The organism is Chromobacterium sp. IIBBL 290-4 (genome assembly GCF_024207115.1).
GTDB lineage: Bacteria > Pseudomonadota > Gammaproteobacteria > Burkholderiales > Chromobacteriaceae > Chromobacterium.
Genome location: NZ_CP100128.1, coordinates 3,300,758 through 3,318,457 on the forward strand (window position 1 = coordinate 3,300,758; position 17,700 = coordinate 3,318,457).

Annotated in this window: 13 protein-coding genes, 2 tRNA genes and 3 rRNA genes; 11 read left to right on the top strand and 7 right to left on the bottom strand. The window is 58.8% G+C overall.

What is annotated here, in order from left to right:
* Window positions 1–107: 107 nt before the first annotated feature.
* Entirely contained in the window at window positions 108–650 is a 543-nt protein-coding gene (locus NKT35_RS15455) for a carboxymuconolactone decarboxylase family protein (RefSeq protein ID WP_254294549.1), read from the bottom strand.
* Between the two features lie 117 nt (window positions 651–767).
* On the opposite strand from NKT35_RS15455, the gene NKT35_RS15460 reads away from it, so the two are divergent.
* Window positions 768–1,667: a LysR family transcriptional regulator gene (locus NKT35_RS15460; RefSeq protein ID WP_254294551.1), complete on the top strand. Its 900-nt coding sequence runs from the start codon at window positions 768–770 to the stop codon at window positions 1,665–1,667.
* Here the strand turns inward: NKT35_RS15460 and NKT35_RS15465 are convergent.
* Entirely contained in the window at window positions 1,657–3,642 is a 1,986-nt protein-coding gene (locus tag NKT35_RS15465; RefSeq protein WP_254294553.1) for a 2Fe-2S iron-sulfur cluster-binding protein, read from the bottom strand. The genes NKT35_RS15460 and NKT35_RS15465 overlap by 11 nt on opposite strands.
* A 16-nt stretch (window positions 3,643–3,658) precedes the next feature.
* Window positions 3,659–4,279 carry a glutathione S-transferase family protein gene (locus NKT35_RS15470; RefSeq protein WP_254294555.1) on the bottom strand — a complete coding sequence of 207 codons (621 nt, stop codon included), beginning with the start codon at window positions 4,277–4,279 and terminating at the stop codon, window positions 3,659–3,661.
* Window positions 4,280–4,583: 304 nt separating this feature from the next.
* On the opposite strand from NKT35_RS15470, the gene NKT35_RS15475 reads away from it, so the two are divergent.
* Window positions 4,584–6,032, top strand: a complete 1,449-nt coding sequence (locus tag NKT35_RS15475; RefSeq protein ID WP_254294557.1) for a M4 family metallopeptidase — start codon at window positions 4,584–4,586, stop codon at window positions 6,030–6,032.
* Window positions 6,033–6,122: 90 nt separating this feature from the next.
* On the opposite strand, the gene NKT35_RS15480 is transcribed toward NKT35_RS15475, so the two are convergent.
* Complete coding sequence (locus tag NKT35_RS15480) at window positions 6,123–6,650, bottom strand: MarR family winged helix-turn-helix transcriptional regulator (RefSeq protein ID WP_254294559.1); 528 nt, start codon at window positions 6,648–6,650, stop codon at window positions 6,123–6,125.
* A gap of 111 nt (window positions 6,651–6,761) precedes the next feature.
* Here NKT35_RS15480 and NKT35_RS15485 point away from each other — a divergent pair, with 111 nt between their 5' ends.
* Window positions 6,762–7,640, top strand: a complete 879-nt coding sequence (locus tag NKT35_RS15485; protein ID WP_254294561.1) for an EamA family transporter — start codon at window positions 6,762–6,764, stop codon at window positions 7,638–7,640.
* Window positions 7,641–7,683: 43 nt separating this feature from the next.
* Window positions 7,684–8,301: a nitroreductase family protein gene (locus tag NKT35_RS15490; RefSeq protein ID WP_254294563.1), complete on the top strand. Its 618-nt coding sequence runs from the start codon at window positions 7,684–7,686 to the stop codon at window positions 8,299–8,301.
* Here the strand turns inward: NKT35_RS15490 and NKT35_RS15495 are convergent.
* Window positions 8,293–8,826, bottom strand: a complete 534-nt coding sequence (locus NKT35_RS15495; RefSeq protein WP_254294565.1) for a GNAT family N-acetyltransferase — start codon at window positions 8,824–8,826, stop codon at window positions 8,293–8,295. The genes NKT35_RS15490 and NKT35_RS15495 overlap by 9 nt on opposite strands.
* A gap of 66 nt (window positions 8,827–8,892) precedes the next feature.
* The gene (locus tag NKT35_RS15500; RefSeq protein WP_254294567.1) at window positions 8,893–9,285 is read right to left on the bottom strand and encodes a MerR family transcriptional regulator; all 393 of its coding nucleotides are present in this window, start codon (window positions 9,283–9,285) and stop codon (window positions 8,893–8,895) included.
* 118 nt (window positions 9,286–9,403) lie between these two features.
* On the opposite strand from NKT35_RS15500, the gene NKT35_RS15505 reads away from it, so the two are divergent.
* Both NKT35_RS15505 and NKT35_RS15510 read left to right on the top strand, forming a co-directional pair.
* Window positions 9,404–11,092 carry an AMP-binding protein gene (locus NKT35_RS15505; protein WP_254294569.1) on the top strand — a complete coding sequence of 563 codons (1,689 nt, stop codon included), beginning with the start codon at window positions 9,404–9,406 and terminating at the stop codon, window positions 11,090–11,092.
* Between the two features lie 92 nt (window positions 11,093–11,184).
* On the top strand, window positions 11,185–11,865 hold the full coding sequence (locus tag NKT35_RS15510) for a UPF0149 family protein (RefSeq protein ID WP_254294571.1): 681 nt from the start codon (window positions 11,185–11,187) through the stop codon (window positions 11,863–11,865).
* A gap of 29 nt (window positions 11,866–11,894) precedes the next feature.
* Here NKT35_RS15510 and NKT35_RS15515 read toward each other — a convergent pair whose 3' ends face one another.
* Window positions 11,895–12,254 carry a hypothetical protein gene (locus tag NKT35_RS15515; RefSeq protein WP_254294573.1) on the bottom strand — a complete coding sequence of 120 codons (360 nt, stop codon included), beginning with the start codon at window positions 12,252–12,254 and terminating at the stop codon, window positions 11,895–11,897.
* A 76-nt stretch (window positions 12,255–12,330) separates the two neighbouring features.
* On the opposite strand from NKT35_RS15515, the gene NKT35_RS15520 reads away from it, so the two are divergent.
* The 5 genes from NKT35_RS15520 to rrf all read left to right on the top strand — a co-directional run bounded on the left by NKT35_RS15520 (window position 12,331) and on the right by rrf (window position 17,559).
* Window positions 12,331–13,866 (top strand): 16S ribosomal RNA (locus NKT35_RS15520).
* Between the two features lie 92 nt (window positions 13,867–13,958).
* A tRNA-Ile gene (locus NKT35_RS15525) sits at window positions 13,959–14,035 on the top strand.
* Window positions 14,036–14,047: 12 nt separating this feature from the next.
* Window positions 14,048–14,123 (top strand) — tRNA-Ala (locus NKT35_RS15530).
* A gap of 283 nt (window positions 14,124–14,406) precedes the next feature.
* Window positions 14,407–17,298 (top strand): 23S ribosomal RNA (locus NKT35_RS15535).
* 146 nt (window positions 17,299–17,444) lie between these two features.
* Window positions 17,445–17,559: ribosomal RNA gene (gene rrf / locus NKT35_RS15540) — 5S ribosomal RNA — on the top strand.
* Together the 16S, 23S and 5S rRNA genes with 2 tRNA genes alongside form the textbook arrangement of a ribosomal RNA operon.
* Window positions 17,560–17,700: the final 141 nt, after the last annotated feature.

The following is a 17,700-nucleotide window of genomic DNA, read 5'->3' on the forward strand; positions in this document are numbered from 1 at the left end:
CTTGTGGGTATTTTAAGGCATGGGGACGGATGGAGCAGCCTGATGGACAATAAAAGAACGAAGGCATATGAAGGCCGGGAGCCTGGGGGCTCCCGGCGGAGGCGGGATTAGCCGCGGGCCTGGACCAGCGGGAAGTCCACCGCGGTGGCGGCGGCGTTGTTGACGTAGTTGGTCAGGATGTTCAGCGCCACCACGGTCACGATTTCCAGCGTTTCCGCTTCGTCGAAGCCGGCGCCGCGCAGCGCGGCCAGTTCGGCGTCGGCCACGCGGCCGCGCTGTTCCGCCACATTCCGCGCGAAGCGCAGCGCGGCGGCTGACTTGGCGTCGGCGCTGGCGAAGTCGCGCGCGGCGGCGATTTCATCATCGCCAAGCTTGGCCACATGCTTGGCCAGATAGCTGTGGGCGGACAGGCAGTAGTCGCAGCCGTTGAACTCCGCCACGGCCAGCGCGATGCGTTCGCGCAGCGTTGCGCTCAGCTTACCCTTGCCCAGCGCGCCGTTCAGCGACAGATAACCTTCCAGCGCGGCCGGGCTGTGGGCTAGCAACTTCATCAGATTGGGCACCATGCCCAGTTGTTGTTGCACGGCGGCCAGCAGCGGCTGGCTGGCGACGGGAATGTGCTCGGCGGCGGGGATGGCGATGCGGTTCATGGCAAGACTCCTGGGTGGGTGCGGAACGTTTCCGCGATGGGTGTACTTTGCCAAATTCTTTATTTTGGAAGAATATCTGTTTTCTAAAATGGATTATTTCAGTATGAGGAATAGCGGATGGACCGTTTCCACCTGATGAGCGTCTTCGTCGCCGTGGCGGAGGAAGAAGGCTTCGCCGGCGCGGCGCGCAGGCTCAAGCTGTCGCCGCCTGCGGTGACGCGCGCGGTGGCGGCGCTGGAGGAAAATCTGGGCGTGCGCCTGCTGAACCGCACCACGCGCTATGTCAGGGTAACCGAGGCCGGCGCGCGCTATCTGGACGACGCGCGCCGCATCCTGGCGGCTTTGGATGAGGCGGAAGAGGCGGCGGCGGGCGGCAACGCCGAGCCGCGCGGGCTGATCCGGCTGACCGCGCCGGTCTTGTTCGGCCGGCTGTATGTGATGCCGGCGGTGCTGGATTTTTTGCGCCAGCACCCGCTGGTGGAAGTCTCGGCGCAGCTGCGCGACAACGTGGTGAACCTGATGGAGGAGGGGCTGGACGCGGCGGTGCGCATCGGCCATCTGCCGGACTCCTCGCTGCGCGCGGTCAAGGTGGGCGAGGTGAGGCGGCTGGTGTGCGCGGCGCCGGACTATCTGGCGCGGCATGGCGCGCCGGAGGAGCCTGAAGGTTTGCTGAGCCACACGGTGATCGCCTCCACCGCCGCCTCGGCCTCGCTGGAGTGGAAGTTCGGCGCGGACGGCGAGCGGCGGGTAAGGGTGAGGCCGCGGCTGACGGTCAGCGGCAATGACGTGGCGATTGACGCGGCGCGCGGCGGTTTCGGCCTGATCCGGGTGATGTCCTACCAGGTGGCGGAGGCGCTGGCGGCGGGAGAGCTGGAGCGGGTGCTGACGCCATACGAGAGCGCGCCGCTGCCGATCCACATCGTCCATGTGGAAAGCCGCTACGGCTCGACGCGGATGCGCCGCTTCATCGACCATCTGGCCGAAAGGCTGCGCGCCGATCCGCGGCTTACAGGTTGATTTCCAGCTTGTCCGCTCCCGCGGCCGGGTAGGCGCAGCACAACAGAATCTCGCCAGCTTGCGCGGCGTATTCCGGCGCTTGCAGATAGGTGGCCTGGCCGGACAGCAGGGCGGCGCGGCAGCTGCCGCAACTGCCGCCGCGGCAACTGAAGTCCGGATTCAGGCCGCAGGATTCGGCCAGCTCCAGCAGGCTTTGGCCGGGTTGCCATTCGGCGTCCATCGCGGAGGCGGCGAAGCGCACCGGCACTGCGCCATCGGCGGGAGCGGGCAGGGCTGGCGCCTGATGGCCGGCGCGTTGCAGCCCGGCGGGGCCGAAGGCTTCGGCATGGATGCGAGAATCTTCCACGCCGGCTGCGATCAGTTGTTCGTACAGCGATTGCATGAAGGCCGCCGGGCCGCATAGATAGACATCGCCATCCAGATGCATGCCCTGTCGGCGCAGCAGCGCTATGTCCACATGGCCGGCGTGCTGATAGTCGATGCCCAGGCGGCGGGCGGTTTCAGGCTGGCTGGCTGCCGTTACGACGCGCAGTTTGCCGGCAGCCTTGGCCTGCAAGGCCTCCAGCTCCGCGTCGAAAGCGCGCTCGGCCACCGTGCGGGTGGCGTAGGCCAGCAGCGTGGGCGGCATGGCGTCGGGATGCTCGGTCAATTGATGCAGAAAGGCCAGCATGGGGGTGATGCCTATTCCGCCGGCCAAGAGCGCGATAGGGCGATCCAGCCGCGCCAAGGTGAAGTCGCCGCGCGGCGGCAGCGCTTCCACAATATCGCCAGGCGCCAGTTGATGCAGTCGGGCGGAGACCTTGCCCTGGCGCTTGACGCTGATGCGGTAAGACCCAGTCTGCGACAGCGTGTAGTTGCGCATGCGCGCGCCATCCACGCCGGCCACTTTCAGGCTCAGGTGCTGGCCGGGCAGAAAGTCCGGCGGTACGGAGCCATCGGCCGGTTCCAGATAGATTGAGCGGACGGTTTCGCTTTCGTCTTCCACTCGGCTCACGCGCAGCGGCAGCCATTGCCGCGCTGGCGCGGCATTCGGCCAGGCGCCGGTGGCCAGCGCGTAGGGCGAGTACTCGCGCAGTGTCCAGCGCAGCGCCGATGCGTTGCGGCGGCGCACTACGCGCTCCACGCGGAAAGTCCACAGCCGCTCAGCCCCGGCGAAGACGGAGGCGGCGTCGAGGTCAAGCACCTCGGCCCGGCCCGCCAGCTGCAAGGTGTCGCCGCTGGAAAAATCGATGAACAACAGTCCGGCGGGCGGGTGCAGCAGCAGATTGCCCAGGGTGTTGAAGTAACCGTTGCCCGCGAAATCGGGGATGGTCAGCGTATCGCCCGCCACTTTGACGAAGCCCGGTTTGCCGCCGCGGTGGGAAATGTCGGCTTGCCAGCTTGCCGGGCCGGCGGGCGCGGCGCTGGCGACGAAGAACGTATCGGCTGCGCTAATTTGGGCGCGCGCGTCCTCGTCCAGCTCATCCATCCACTCCACCGAGCCCAGAATGCGCGGCCCAGGCTCGCGCGCAAACTGGAACTCGCGCAATTGGATGTATTTGGGGCAATTGCCGAAGGACTGCTCCACCGCCACCGTCATGCCGCTTTCATCCAGCTCGGCCAGCTTGCCGTTCATCCGGTTGCGGCGGCGGGTGTGCAGCTCTATGCCCAGTAAGGCCACGGCCGCGCCGGGGCGCAGGCAGTCGCGCAGCGGGTCGGCCGGGCTGGGCAGGCTGTTCAACCGCAGCGCGCGCTCATCCGGCGAGACGGCGAAACCGGGCAAGCCTTCGATGATGCCGGCCCAGGGGCGGCCGGCGCCATCCAGCGCCGCCATCGCCAGAAAAGGCAGCTGGCGGAAAAACTCCCGGTGCTGTTCCGGCATATGGTCGCGGATGACGCGCGGGCCGGTCGCGGCCATCTGCTGCCGGCTGCCGGCGCGTTCTTGCATTTCCTGCTCGCCCGGATGCCAGGGCGAGCAGGCGTGTTTATCGCTCATCTTGTGTTTCTACAAGCTAGGCAGGCTCAGCGATGGGGCTGGCTTGCATGGATACGAAGCCTGGCAACGCTTGGATGCGGGATAGCCAGGCCAGAACGGCCGGAAAGGGCGACAGCGCTACGCCGCCTTCCGGCGCATGGGCCGTGTAGGTATACATCGCGATGTCGGCGATGGAAACCGCATCGCCGGCGAGGTATGGGCGTTCGGCCAGCTCGCCTTCCATCACCTGCAGCAGGGCTTTCGCTTTGGCGACAGCCAATCCGTAGTCTAGCGGAGCGCCGAAGAGCTTGTGTATCCGGGCCTGCGCGGCTCCTTGCGCTAGCGGGCCCGCGGCCGCGGACAGCCAGCGCTGAACACGGGATTGCGCCAGCGGCGACTCGGGCAGCCATTCGCCATTGCCGTAACGTTGCGCCAGATAGACCAGGATGGCGTTGGAATCCGCTATCGCTTCGCCCTTGTCCACCAGCACCGGCACTTGGCCGAAGCGGTTGAGCTTGAGGAAGGCGGGCTGTTTTTGCTCGCCAGCGCTGAGGTTGACCGGCACGGTTTCATAGGACAAGCCGAGCAAGGACAGCATCAAGCGGACGCGGTGGCTGTGGCCGGAGAGGGGGAAGTCATACAGCTGCAGCGTGGTCATGGCGGCGCTCCTGGTTCAGAGGGGGGATGCGGATAGTTTGCCAGCGAATGCCTGTTTGAAGAATGTCTGGAGGGGGCAAGAATCTATTTCGCAAAATGGAATAATGGGTTTGCCATTGATTGGCATTCTTGCTTCTAGCAGGCTCTTCATGGTTGATGCCTGTAAATGCCAATTAATTGAAATTTATTTTTTATTATCAACTGACATAAAGCATAAAAGACCTTGTCTCCAGGTTTTCTTATAGTTGCATGCCTGGGTCTCGCGCCTGGGCGTTTGACGACATGAAAAACACTAGGAGTCTGTGATGAAAATTCGCCAGGTGTTGTTGAATGGTTTGATCGGCTGCGCGGCGGCGTTTGCTTGCGGCGAGGCCGCGGCTGCTCAGCGCGTGGATTTGGCCGCCTCGGCCAGCGCCGCTTTTCCCGGTTTAGAGCCGGCAGGCTTCAAACCCGTGCGCAGCGCGTCGTTTCCCGGCGGCAAGGTGGTGACGCGTTACCAGCAGTTTTATCAAGGCGTGCCGGTTTGGGGCGAGGCGGTCACCGAGGAAAAGCAGCCTGGACAGCCTGCTACGCTTATCGGCAACTATATCGCGGGCATAGAAGCCGATCTGGCGACGGTTCGCCCAACGGTTTCGAGCGCCGCCGCGCTGGCGCAAGCCAAGTCGCTGGCGGCCAATGGCTACCCTACGCGCAACGAGAAAATCGAATTGGCGATTCGGCTGGGCGAGTCGGGCTCGGCGCAACTGGTGTATCTGGTTTCCTTTGTGGTGGAGGGCGCCGCGGGCGCGGATCGGCCTAGCTTCATCATCGATGCGAATAGCGGACAGGTGCTGAAGCGTTGGAACGGCATGGCGCATGCGGAAGCCGGCGGGCCGGGCGGCAACGGCTATACCGGCAAATATTTTTACGGCAAGGATTACGGCCCCTTGATTGTCACCAGCGATTGCAAGATGGACAGCGGAGCGGTGGCGACTATCAATATGAACGGCGGCACCAACGGCGGCAGCGTTTTCAAATTCCCTTGCCCGACGAATAACTTCGGCGAGGTCAATGGCGCGTTTTCGCCATTGAATGACGCCCATTTCTTCGCTAATGCCTTGGTGAATATGCATAAGGACTGGTTTGGCGGGAATCTGATGAGCGGCAAATTGCAGGTGAGGGTTCACTATGGCCGTAATTATGCAAACCTGTTTTGGGATGGCCGGTCCATTTCCATCGGAGATGGCATTCCCGGGGTCACATATCCGCTTGCCGTGCTCGATTTGATCGCGCACGAGGCGCATCATGCCTTCACGGAGCAGAATTCCGGCTTGGTGTATTCCGGCCAGTCCGGCGGCATCAATGAGGCGTTTTCCGACATGGCCGGCGAGGCGGCGGAGTTTTATCTGCGCGGCAAGAACGATTGGTTGGTGGGGCGGGAGGCATTCAGGAAGGAATACGCCTCTCGGTATTTCGCCGATCCCGGCAAGGATGGCCGCTCGATCAGCCATGCCAAGGATTACCAAGACGGCATGGATGTGCACTTTGCCAGCGGGGTGTACAACAAAGCGTTTTACTTGCTTGCCACCCGGCCAAGCTGGAATACCCGCAAGGCCTTTGAAGTGTTCGCCGACGCCAATCGCTTGTATTGGACGGCCTCTGCCACTTTCAATAGCGCGGCTTGCGGCGTGATCAAGGCGGCGGAAACGCGCGGCTACGCCAAAAGGGATGTGGAGCAGGCATTCGCCGAGGTGGGCGTGGCTTGCGCCGCATGATCCGGGCGCCAGCCAGGCTTTGAGTTTTTAAGGAGGACGGCGGATGTGAGTTTCATCCGCCGTTTCGCGTGTCCTTCATTGGCGCGGGCGCTATTTTTTTCCGTTTGCAGCCGACGCCTCTTCCAAGGCATTCAGCAGTTCCATCAGCCGTTTCTCCAAGGTATCCAGACTGCGCGCCGGCAGCGCGGCCAAGATGGCGTGCTCATTGGCCACGTGCGCTTCCACCGCGCGCTCTATCAAGGCGAAACCGGTTTCGCTCAGCCGCACCAAGGTGCTGCGCGCGTCTTGGGCGCTGGCTTCACGCGAGATCCAGCCTTTGCCTTCCAGCACTTTCAACCTATGGGTCATGGTGCCGGACGTCACCATCAGCGATGAAAACAGCTCGGTCGGCGCCAGGCAATAGGGCGCGCCGCTGCGCCGCAGCGTGGCCAGCATGTCGAACTCCCAGCCGCTCAAGCCGTATTGCTCGAATACCGCGTCCATTCTTTGCGACAGCAGCGCCGAGCAGCGGCTGAGCCGCCCGATCACGCCCATCGGACTGACGTCCAAGTCGGGTCTTTCTCTTCCCCATTGTTGCAGGATCCGGTCTACCGCATCGCCTTCCGTCGATATTGACATGCGCCTTCCTTGTCTTGAATTCAAGATTTATTTGCCTTGAATTCAAGACGAATGTTATCTTGAATTCAAGTTAATTCATGCCGATTATAAATCGAATCGAAAGGCTTGCCCATGTCCGTTCAACCAAGCTCCTCCCAATGGCGCGATGTGCTGATCACTGCTTTGGTGCCGGTGATCTGGGGGTCTACCTATATCGTCACCACCCAGCTGCTCCCCCCGGACCGACCCTTTACCGCTGCCTTGCTGCGGGTGCTGCCTGCCGGCTTGCTGCTGGCTTGCTTTGGCGGATGGCGGCCGGCCAAAGGGCAGTGGGGACGGTTGCTGTTGTTGTCCGCGCTGAATATCGGTGCATTCCAGGCGCTGTTGTTTGTCGCCGCTTATCGCTTGCCGGGGGGATTGGCCGCGGTGGTGGGAGCTTGCCAGCCCTTGCTGGTGATGGCGCTGGCTTGGCAGGTGGAAAAACGCAAGCCCGCGAAGCTGGCTTTATGGGCCAGCTTGAGCGGGGTGGCGGGCATGGCGGCCTTGCTGTTGTCGCCTGGCTCGCGCTGGGATGGCTTGGGCATGTTGGCGGCGTTCGGCGGCGCGGTGGTGATGGCTTGCGGCACCTATCTGACGCGTCGTTGGCGTTTTCAGGCGCCGGTGACGGCGCTGACTGGCTGGCAGCTCACTTTGGGAGGCCTGATGTTGCTGCCCTTGGCTGCCGTCATCGATCCGCCTTTGCCGGCATTGAGCGCGGCGCAGATCGGCGGCTATGCCTATTTGACAGTATTTGGCGCGCTGCTGGCCTACTTGCTGTGGTTTCGCGGCATTGCCCGCCTGTCCGCCGTGGCGGTGACTTCATTGGGCTTGTTGAGTCCCTTGACCGCGGTGGTGCTGGGTTGGGTTTTGCTGGGCCAGGCGTTGTCGGCTCAGTCGATGCTGGGCCTGGCCATTGTGCTGGCTAGCGTGCTGGCGGTGCAGTGGAGCATGATATCTATTAATTCAAAGTAAATAATTTATATAAGAACCTATCGTTTCGCAAAAGAGAAATCTTATGAAAACAGCATTGCAAGCGTTGTTGGAGGCGCGGATCTCCGCCAACCACTTTGATGCGTCCCATGGCATGGAGCGAGGAGAGGTGGAAAGGCTGATACAACTAGCCACGCTGGCGCCTTCCGCCTATCACATGCAGAACTGGCGCTTTATCGCGGTGCAAAGCGCGGAGGCCAAGGCCAGGCTGTTGCCTCTGGCTTTTGGCCAGCGGAAAGTGGCTGAGGCCGCCGTGACTTTCATTTGCTGCGGCGTGTTGGGCGGCCATAGGGATTTGCCGCAGCGGCTGCAGCCTGCGGTGGATGCAGGGGTCATGCCTGGCTCGATAAGCGATGCCTGGATACGCGCGGCGGCGAGCGGCCATGAAGGCAAACCGCAGACGCAGCGAGACGAGGCGGTGCGCTCGGTCTCTTTGGCGGCCATGAGTCTGATGCTGGCGGCGCAGGAGCAGGGCTTGGCCAGTTGTCCGATGGGCGGCTTCGACGCCGCGGGCGTGGCGCGGGCCTTTGGCCTGCCGGAGAATGAAATCCCGGTGCTGTTGCTGCCGGTTGGGCGCGCGGCTGAGGGCAACTGGGCCCAGAAACCGCGGCGGCCGGTGGCGGAGGTGCTGGAATTAGTTTGATGTCGCCGGAGGTTCGGCGCAGCTGAGCCGCGCCATCATCAAGACATCCTTGTAGCGGCCATCGATGTGGATGGCATCGCGTTTGCGGCCTTCCAGCAGGAAACCATGTTTTTCGTAGAGCTTGATCGCGTTGAGATTATCCTCATGCACGGTCAGCTCCAGGCGGCGGAAGCCGCGCTGTTCCGCTAGCTGCAGTGCGCTTTCCAGCAGCCATCCGCCCAGGCCCATGCCGCGGTAGCGGGGAAGCAGGCCCATGCCCAATGTGCCGCCATGCTGATAGATGGGGAGGCGATGAGGGGTGACATCGCACCAGCCTACAACCTGGTTGCCGTCGAGCAATAATAAATGCGGAGCTTGGCAGGTCAGCTGGCTGCGCGCATATTCCGCCGAAGCCGCTTGCGGGATTTCCAGAAAAGCCAGATAACGCCGCTCCCTGGCCACGCTGTCGCTGACGCGCCAGAAATCCTCGACGCGCTCAGCGCTCAGGTGCTGCAAGGAAAATGTGGCGGTGTAGGGGCTGGGCATGGCAATGACCTCCGTTGAGAAGGCCATTTTGCGGGATGGGTAATGACGTTGCAATATCCCTGTCGGTCAGGCGACGGAGCTCTGCTTGTCGATCACATTGCGGCAATGGCTTTCCAGAGAGGCGATTTCTTCCAGCACCGCGTCGATGTCGTGGCGTTGCGCCTCCAGCTGCTGACGGCGCTCCAGCAGCAAATCCAGCAGTTTCTGCGACTGGCTGGCCTCGTCGCGCGCCAACTGGTACAAATCTATCGTTTCGCGGATTTCCGCCAGCGACAGGCCGATGCGTTTGCCGCGCAGGATCAGCTTGAGCCGGGCGCGGTCGCGGCGATTGAACAGGCGTTGGCGCCCTTCGCGCTGCGGTTCGATCAGCCCTTGCTCCTCGTAGAAGCGGATGGTGCGGAGGGTCACGTCGAATTCGCGCGCCAAATCGGAAATGGTGAAAAATTCTGCTGCGGTCATATTGTCTTCCTTCAGGCGGCGATTGTAGCGTTTTTTCCACGCCTCCAGCACGAAGCTTGATTTACGTTTACGTAATCGTCAATCTGTATTTCATTTGCAAGCGATTCGGAGACTTCATATGCGGCAAGCCAGTTACGCTCAGGGCGCCAGCCATCAACCATTGCTGGGCTTAAGCATAGGACGCTTCTTCGATGAGGCTTGCGAACGGCACGCGGACCGGCTGGCGCTGCGAGTCAGGCATCAGGACATCCGCTGGAGTTACGCCGAGCTGAAAGCGCAAGTGGATAGGCTGGCTTGCGGTCTGCTGCGCCTGGGGCTGAGGCCGGGCGATAGGGTGGGCATCTGGTCGCAGAATCGCGCCGAATGGGTATTGATGCAATTCGCCGCGGCCAAAGCCGGCTTGGTGCTGGTCAACATCAATCCAGCTTACCGCCGCGCCGAGTTGGAGTACGCCTTGAATAAGGTAGGGTGCCGCGCGCTGGTGTTGTCGCCCAGCTTCAAGAGCAGCGATTATGTGCAAATGGTGCGCGATCTGGCGCCGGAGCTGGAACATTGCCGCCCCGGCGAATTGCACGCCACCAGATTGCCGGAATTGCGCTGGGTGGTGCGGATGGGGCAGCAGGTCCTGCCAGGCATGCTGGCTTTTTCGGCTTTGCTGGAGGAACCATCGGCCGATGAGCTGGCCAGGCTGCAGGGCCTGGGCGAAACCATACAGTTCGACGACGCGGTCAATATCCAGTTCACCTCCGGCACCACCGGCCAGCCCAAGGGCGCGACGCTGTCGCATCATAATATCTTGAACAATGCCTGGTTCGTCGGCGCGGCGATGAAGCTGAGCCCGGCGGATCGCTTATGCATTCCTGTGCCCTTGTATCACTGCTTCGGGATGGTGATGGGGAGCTTGTGCTGCGTTTGCCATGGCGCGGCGATGGTGTTCCCGGCGGAAGGGTTCGATGCGCTGGCGGTGCTGGAAACGGTGCAAGAGGAAAAGTGCACCGCTTTGCATGGCGTGCCGACCATGTTCATCTCGACGCTGGATCATCCGCGCTTCGCCGAGTTCGATCTATCCAGCCTGCGCACTGGCATTATGGCCGGCAGCCCTTGTCCGGTTGAAGTGATGAAACGGGTGATAGATAGGATGCATATGGCGGAGGTGACCATCTGTTACGGCATGACTGAAACCAGCCCGGTCAGCCTGCAGAGCGCCACCGATACGCCATTGGAACAGCGCGTCAGCACCGTGGGTTTCGCGCATCCGCATGTCGAGGTGAAGATTGTCGATGCAGAAGGGCGCATTGTGGCGCGCGGCCAAAGCGGCGAATTGTGCGCGCGCGGCTATTCGGTGATGTTGGGATATTGGGGCGACGAGGACATGACGCGCAAGGCGATAGACGCCGCCGCTTGGATGCACACCGGCGATCTGGCGACCATGGGCGAAGATGGCTCGGTCAATATCGTCGGCCGGGTCAAGGATATGGTGATTCGCGGCGGCGAAAACATCTATCCGCGCGAAATAGAAGAGTTTCTTTATCGCCATCCCAAAATCCAGGATGTGCAAGTCATCGGCGTGCCGGATATGCGTTATGGCGAGGAATTGTGCGCCTGGATACGGCTGCGCGATGGCGAGAGCGCGACGGAGGAGGATATCCGCGCGTTTTGCCAAGGCGAAATCGCCCATTACAAGATTCCCCGCTATATAGAGTTCGTCGAGGTTTTTCCGATGACGGTGACGGGGAAAATCCAGAAATATCTGATGCGAAAACAGATGCTGGAGAAGCTGGGCTTGAATGATGTGAAAACGGCCTGATCTTGCTCAGGCGCGGCGAGCAAAAGAACCGCCGGCAGGCCGCTTTTGGCTTACAATGCCGCCAGAGTCGATTCACCTAGAGGAATAACATCATGACCGTGACCGTTTTCAACGATGCAGACCTGACCCGTCTCGAAACGCTGCTGACCCCGCTGTCGGCCAGCGGCAGCACCATGCGCCCGGACGAAGTGCAGGGCTTCTTCGCCGCCCTGGCCAGCGGACCGGACGCGGTCGATGCGGCCTTCTGGCTGCCGGAAGTGCTGGGCGATGCGCCGGCGTTCGAAAATCCGGCCGATGAGACCGAATTGAAAGCGCTGCTGCAAAAGCTGTTCGACAGCATCCGCTACGTTCTGAGCGAAGGCGAAGAGCTGGACTTGATCCTGTACGCGGAAGAAGACAGCGAAGAAGAAGGCACGCCGGACTACTGGCCGTGGGCGAACGCCTATCTGTACGCGCTGGATCTGGTCGATACCGATTGGTTCGAAGTGGCGGAAGACGACGAAGGCTTCGAAAGCCTGATGATGCCGATGCTGGTGTTGGGCGGCGCTTTCGAAGACGAAGAGGGCGGCGAAGATCTGCTGACCTTCACCGACGAAGAAGTGGAAGGCTATAAGGAAGAGCTGACCGATGCGCTGGTGGCGGTGAGCAACTACTGGCGCGCCAAGGAACAAGCGCCGATCACCGTCCGTCGCGAAGGCGACAAGGTAGGCCGCAACGATATGTGCCCGTGCGGCAGCGGCAAGAAGTACAAAGCCTGCTGCGGCAGCAACTAATAGATAGTGTGATTGGATAGAAGCTGCGATCAGGCTTCATATATAGACAGGCCGGCGGCAACGCCGGCCTGTTTGTTTTTGGCCGTTGCGGTGTGCTGGAGGAGGGTAGGCATCAGCTTTGCTGAGGGGTTTTGCAAATACCCCTTGTTCATATCTTCAGCCGGATCATGGGCTTGCCTGCCTGCTGGCGGTTTGGCGATGATTTTTCCTGATTTTTCTCGCAAAAGGTGTTGACGACCCCAAGGCTCGGGCGTATAGTTCGCCTCCTCAGCTGACGCAGCGAACGAAACAGCGGAAACGAAACGGTTTCCGAGGTGACGAAAACTGCACCGGCACTGCTCTTTAACAGAACGAATAACCGATAGGTGTAAGTGCTTGGTGAAAGCCAAATACTTGCACTGCAAGAGACAAGAGATACTTGTTTATTTCTTTGAACTTGCGTGCCAGAAAATTTGCTATGAGATTGAACTGAAGAGTTTGATCCTGGCTCAGATTGAACGCTGGCGGCATGCTTTACACATGCAAGTCGAACGGTAACAGGGTGCTTGCACCGCTGACGAGTGGCGAACGGGTGAGTAATGCATCGGAATGTACCGTGTAATGGGGGATAGCTCGGCGAAAGCCGGATTAATACCGCATACGCCCTGAGGGGGAAAGCGGGGGATCGAAAGACCTCGCGTTATACGAGCAGCCGATGTCTGATTAGCTAGTTGGTGAGGTAAGAGCTCACCAAGGCGACGATCAGTAGCGGGTCTGAGAGGATGATCCGCCACACTGGGACTGAGACACGGCCCAGACTCCTACGGGAGGCAGCAGTGGGGAATTTTGGACAATGGGCGCAAGCCTGATCCAGCCATGCCGCGTGTCTGAAGAAGGCCTTCGGGTTGTAAAGGACTTTTGTCAGGGAGGAAATCCCGCTGGTTAATACCTGGCGGGGATGACAGTACCTGAAGAATAAGCACCGGCTAACTACGTGCCAGCAGCCGCGGTAATACGTAGGGTGCAAGCGTTAATCGGAATTACTGGGCGTAAAGCGTGCGCAGGCGGTTGTGCAAGTCTGATGTGAAAGCCCCGGGCTCAACCTGGGAACGGCATTGGAGACTGCACGACTAGAGTGCGTCAGAGGGGGGTAGAATTCCACGTGTAGCAGTGAAATGCGTAGAGATGTGGAGGAATACCGATGGCGAAGGCAGCCCCCTGGGATGACACTGACGCTCATGCACGAAAGCGTGGGGAGCAAACAGGATTAGATACCCTGGTAGTCCACGCCCTAAACGATGTCAACTAGCTGTTGGGGGTTTGAATCCTTGGTAGCGTAGCTAACGCGTGAAGTTGACCGCCTGGGGAGTACGGCCGCAAGGTTAAAACTCAAAGGAATTGACGGGGACCCGCACAAGCGGTGGATGATGTGGATTAATTCGATGCAACGCGAAAAACCTTACCTGCTCTTGACATGTACGGAACTTGCTAGAGATAGCTTGGTGCCCGAAAGGGAGCCGTAACACAGGTGCTGCATGGCTGTCGTCAGCTCGTGTCGTGAGATGTTGGGTTAAGTCCCGCAACGAGCGCAACCCTTGTCATTAGTTGCCATCATTCAGTTGGGCACTCTAATGAGACTGCCGGTGACAAACCGGAGGAAGGTGGGGATGACGTCAAGTCCTCATGGCCCTTATGAGCAGGGCTTCACACGTCATACAATGGTCGGTACAGAGGGTTGCCAAGCCGCGAGGTGGAGCTAATCTCAGAAAACCGATCGTAGTCCGGATCGCACTCTGCAACTCGAGTGCGTGAAGTCGGAATCGCTAGTAATCGCAGATCAGCATGCTGCGGTGAATACGTTCCCGGGTCTTGTACACACCGCCCGTCACACCATGGGAGTGAGTTTCACCAGAAGTGGGTAGGCTAACCGTAAGGAGGCCGCTTACCACGGTGGGATTCATGACTGGGGTGAAGTCGTAACAAGGTAGCCGTAGGGGAACCTGCGGCTGGATCACCTCCTTTCTAGAGAAGGCGATTGCCAAGTACTTACAGCCTATCGGTTATTTGTGTTAAGGGCATTGAGGTTGTGGGATTCACGATCTCTAAAGTCAACTGGGTTTGTAGCTCAGCTGGTTAGAGCACTGTGTTGATAACGCAGGGGTCGTAGGTTCGAGTCCTACCAGACCCACCATTTGACCTGTTTGGGGGATTAGCTCAGTTGGGAGAGCACCTGCTTTGCAAGCAGGGGGTCGTCGGTTCGATCCCGTCATCCTCCACCACTTACAGTGCAAACAAAAACGAACTTAATCAAGTTTGATTCTGTTTGCGTTGTTCGCGTGCAGCGAAAGCTGCTCAGCAAAACGCCCGATCTTTAACAAACTGAAGAAGCCGAATATATATAGACGGCGAGATGAAAACATGGAGTTAACTCTTCATGTCGACAGATCGTCATCTTGGGTATTTGATTGTATCTAAGGCTGCGTCGCCATATCAAAAGGGGCGGTGCAGTCGTCGCACAAACACTCTCTATTGTCGCAGTAATTTAGGTTACTGAAATGATAGGGTCAAGCGACTAAGTGCATCTGGTGGATGCCTTGGCGATCATAGGCGATGAAGGACGTGTAAGCCTGCGAAAAGCGCGGGGGAGCTGGCAATAGAGCTTTGATCCCGCGATGTCCGAATGGGGAAACCCACCGTTTAGGCGGTATCCCAGACTGAATACATAGGTCTGCGGAGGCGAACTCAGCGAACTGAAACATCTAAGTAGCTGAAGGAAAAGAAATCAACCGAGATTCCGTAAGTAGTGGCGAGCGAACGCGGAACAGCCTGTATGTGTTATGAGTTGCGTTAGTGGAAGGTTCATGGAAAGGACCGCCGTAGTGGGTGATAGCCCCGTACACGAAAACGCATCGCAAGAACTAGGCATACGACAAGTAGGGCGGGACACGAGAAATCCTGTCTGAAGATGGGGGGACCATCCTCCAAGGCTAAATACTCATGATCGACCGATAGTGAACCAGTACCGTGAGGGAAAGGCGAAAAGAACCCCGGGAGGGGAGTGAAATAGAACCTGAAACCGGATGCATACAAACAGTGGGAGCGGACTTGTTCCGTGACTGCGTACCTTTTGTATAATGGGTCAGCGACTTACATTCAGTGGCAAGCTTAACCGAATAGGGGAGGCGTAGGGAAACCGAGTCCGAATAGGGCGTCTTAGTCGCTGGGTGTAGACCCGAAACCGAGTGATCTATCCATGGCCAGGATGAAGGTGCGGTAACACGCACTGGAGGTCCGAACCCACTAGTGTTGCAAAACTAGGGGATGAGCTGTGGATAGGGGTGAAAGGCTAAACAAACTCGGAGATAGCTGGTTCTCCCCGAAAACTATTTAGGTAGTGCGTCAAGTATCACTTCCGGGGGTAAAGCACTGTTATGGCTAGGGGGTCATTGCGATTTACCAAACCATGGCAAACTCTGAATACCGGAAAGTGCGAGCTTGGCAGACAGACAGTGGGTGCTAACGTCCATTGTCAAGAGGGAAACAACCCAGACCGCCAGCTAAGGTCCCAAATGATCAGTTAAGTGGTAAACGAAGTGGGAAGGCCTAGACAGCCAGGATGTTGGCTTAGAAGCAGCCATCATTTAAAGAAAGCGTAATAGCTCACTGGTCGAGTCGTCCTGCGCGGAAGATGTAACGGGGCTCAAACTGATAACCGAAGCTGCGGATGGGCGCGTAAGCGTCCGTGGTAGGGGAGCGTTCTGTAGGTCTGTGAAGGTGTGTCGAGAGGCATGCTGGAGATATCAGAAGTGCGAATGCTGACATGAGTAGCGATAAAGCGGGTGAAAAGCCCGCTCGCCGAAAGCCCAAGGTTTCCTACGCAACGTTCATCGGCGTAGGGTGAGTCGGCCCCTAAGGCGAGGCTGAAAAGCGTAGTCGATGGGAAACGGGTTAAAATTCCCGTACTTTTGTGTAGTGCGATGTGGGGACGGAGAAGGTTAGGTCAGCAGACTGTTGGAATAGTCTGTTCAAGCCGGTAGGCGTGAGGGGTAGGCAAATCCGCCCTTCTTTAACGCCGAGAAGTGATAACGAGGGTCTACGGACCTGAAGTGACTGATACCACGCTTCCAGGAAAAGCCACTAAGCTTCAGCTACACAAGAACCGTACCGCAAACCGACACAGGTGGGCAGGATGAGAATTCTAAGGCGCTTGAGAGAACTCAGGAGAAGGAACTCGGCAAATTGATACCGTAACTTCGGGAGAAGGTATGCCTGTTGGGGTGTAGTGATTTACTCACGAAGCTTTGACAGGTCGCAGAGAATAGGTGGCTGCGACTGTTTAACAAAAACACAGCACTGTGCCAACACGAAAGTGGACGTATACGGTGTGACGCCTGCCCGGTGCCGGAAGGTTAAGTGATGGGGTGCAAGCTCTTGATCGAAGCCCCGGTAAACGGCGGCCGTAACTATAACGGTCCTAAGGTAGCGAAATTCCTTGTCGGGTAAGTTCCGACCCGCACGAATGGCGTAACGATGGCCACACTGTCTCCTCCTGAGACTCAGCGAAGTTGAAGTGTTTGTGAAGATGCAATCTCCCCGCTGCTAGACGGAAAGACCCCGTGAACCTTTACTGTAGCTTTGCATTGGACTTTGAACAGACTTGTGTAGGATAGGTGGGAGGCTTTGAAGCCAGGACGCTAGTTCTGGTGGAGCCGTCCTTGAAATACCACCCTGGTGTGTTTGAGGTTCTAACCTTGGTCCGTGATCCGGATTGGGGACAGTGCATGGTAGGCAGTTTGACTGGGGCGGTCTCCTCCCAAAGTGTAACGGAGGAGTTCGAAGGTTACCTAGGTACGGTCGGAAATCGTGCTGATAGTGCAATGGCAAAAGGTAGCTTAACTGCGAGACCGACAAGTCGAGCAGGTGCGAAAGCAGGACATAGTGATCCGGTGGTTCTGAATGGAAGGGCCATCGCTCAACGGATAAAAGGTACTCCGGGGATAACAGGCTGATACCGCCCAAGAGTTCACATCGACGGCGGTGTTTGGCACCTCGATGTCGGCTCATCACATCCTGGGGCTGTAGCCGGTCCCAAGGGTATGGCTGTTCGCCATTTAAAGTGGTACGTGAGCTGGGTTCAAAACGTCGTGAGACAGTTTGGTCCCTATCTGCAGTGGGCGTTGGAAGTTTGACGGGGGCTGCTCCTAGTACGAGAGGACCGGAGTGGACGCACCTCTGGTGTACCGGTTGTGACGCCAGTCGCATCGCCGGGTAGCTAAGTGCGGAAGAGATAACCGCTGAAAGCATCTAAGCGGGAAACTTGCCTGAAGATGAGACTTCCCTGGAGGCTTGACCTCCCTGAAGAGTCGTTCGAGACCAGGACGTTGATAGGTCGGGTGTGGAAGCGCTGTGAGGCGTGAAGCTAACCGATACTAATTGCTCGTGAGGCTTGATCCTATCATTTGAGTGGCTTAGCGTACGGATCTTGGATTCGTATGATACTGAGCGACGAGATAGAGTGTGTGCGACACAATTAAATACCGAATATTCAGAATCAGAGAGCTTCTCTGGTTCAGGCTTCTTTAAGTTTGTACAAGTTTATGTCTGGTGGCCTTAGCGAGATGGTCCCACGCCTTCCCATCCCGAACAGGACCGTGAAACATCTTAGCGCCGATGATAGTGTGGCCTTGGCCATGTGAAAGTAGGACACCGCCAGACGCCCTATCGAGAACCCCAGCTCCATGAGCTGGGGTTTTTGCTTTTCCCGCAGCCTGCGTACTGCTTTCTGACAGGGAAAGACAAAAAGTATTATATTTGCAAAAATGCGCGGCGGAGAGGGTGTGACGTGCATATGATTGG

Bases quoted from the DNA above. Each gene is read 5' to 3' on its own strand.
- NKT35_RS15460 (WP_254294551.1), top strand. From the start codon at position 768: ATGGACCGTTTCCACCTGATGAGCGTCTTCGTCGCCGTGGCGGAGGAA.
- NKT35_RS15480 (WP_254294559.1), bottom strand. From the start codon at position 6,650: ATGTCAATATCGACGGAAGGCGATGCGGTAGACCGGATCCTGCAACAA.
- NKT35_RS15500 (WP_254294567.1), bottom strand. From the start codon at position 9,285: ATGACCGCAGCAGAATTTTTCACCATTTCCGATTTGGCGCGCGAATTC.
- NKT35_RS15490 (WP_254294563.1), top strand. From the start codon at position 7,684: ATGAAAACAGCATTGCAAGCGTTGTTGGAGGCGCGGATCTCCGCCAAC.
- NKT35_RS15505 (WP_254294569.1), top strand. From the start codon at position 9,404: ATGCGGCAAGCCAGTTACGCTCAGGGCGCCAGCCATCAACCATTGCTG.
- NKT35_RS15475 (WP_254294557.1), top strand. From the start codon at position 4,584: ATGAAAATTCGCCAGGTGTTGTTGAATGGTTTGATCGGCTGCGCGGCG.
- NKT35_RS15470 (WP_254294555.1), bottom strand. From the start codon at position 4,279: ATGACCACGCTGCAGCTGTATGACTTCCCCCTCTCCGGCCACAGCCAC.
- NKT35_RS15455 (WP_254294549.1), bottom strand. From the start codon at position 650: ATGAACCGCATCGCCATCCCCGCCGCCGAGCACATTCCCGTCGCCAGC.
- NKT35_RS15485 (WP_254294561.1), top strand. From the start codon at position 6,762: ATGTCCGTTCAACCAAGCTCCTCCCAATGGCGCGATGTGCTGATCACT.
- NKT35_RS15510 (WP_254294571.1), top strand. From the start codon at position 11,185: ATGACCGTGACCGTTTTCAACGATGCAGACCTGACCCGTCTCGAAACG.
- NKT35_RS15495 (WP_254294565.1), bottom strand. From the start codon at position 8,826: ATGCCCAGCCCCTACACCGCCACATTTTCCTTGCAGCACCTGAGCGCT.
- NKT35_RS15465 (WP_254294553.1), bottom strand. From the start codon at position 3,642: ATGAGCGATAAACACGCCTGCTCGCCCTGGCATCCGGGCGAGCAGGAA.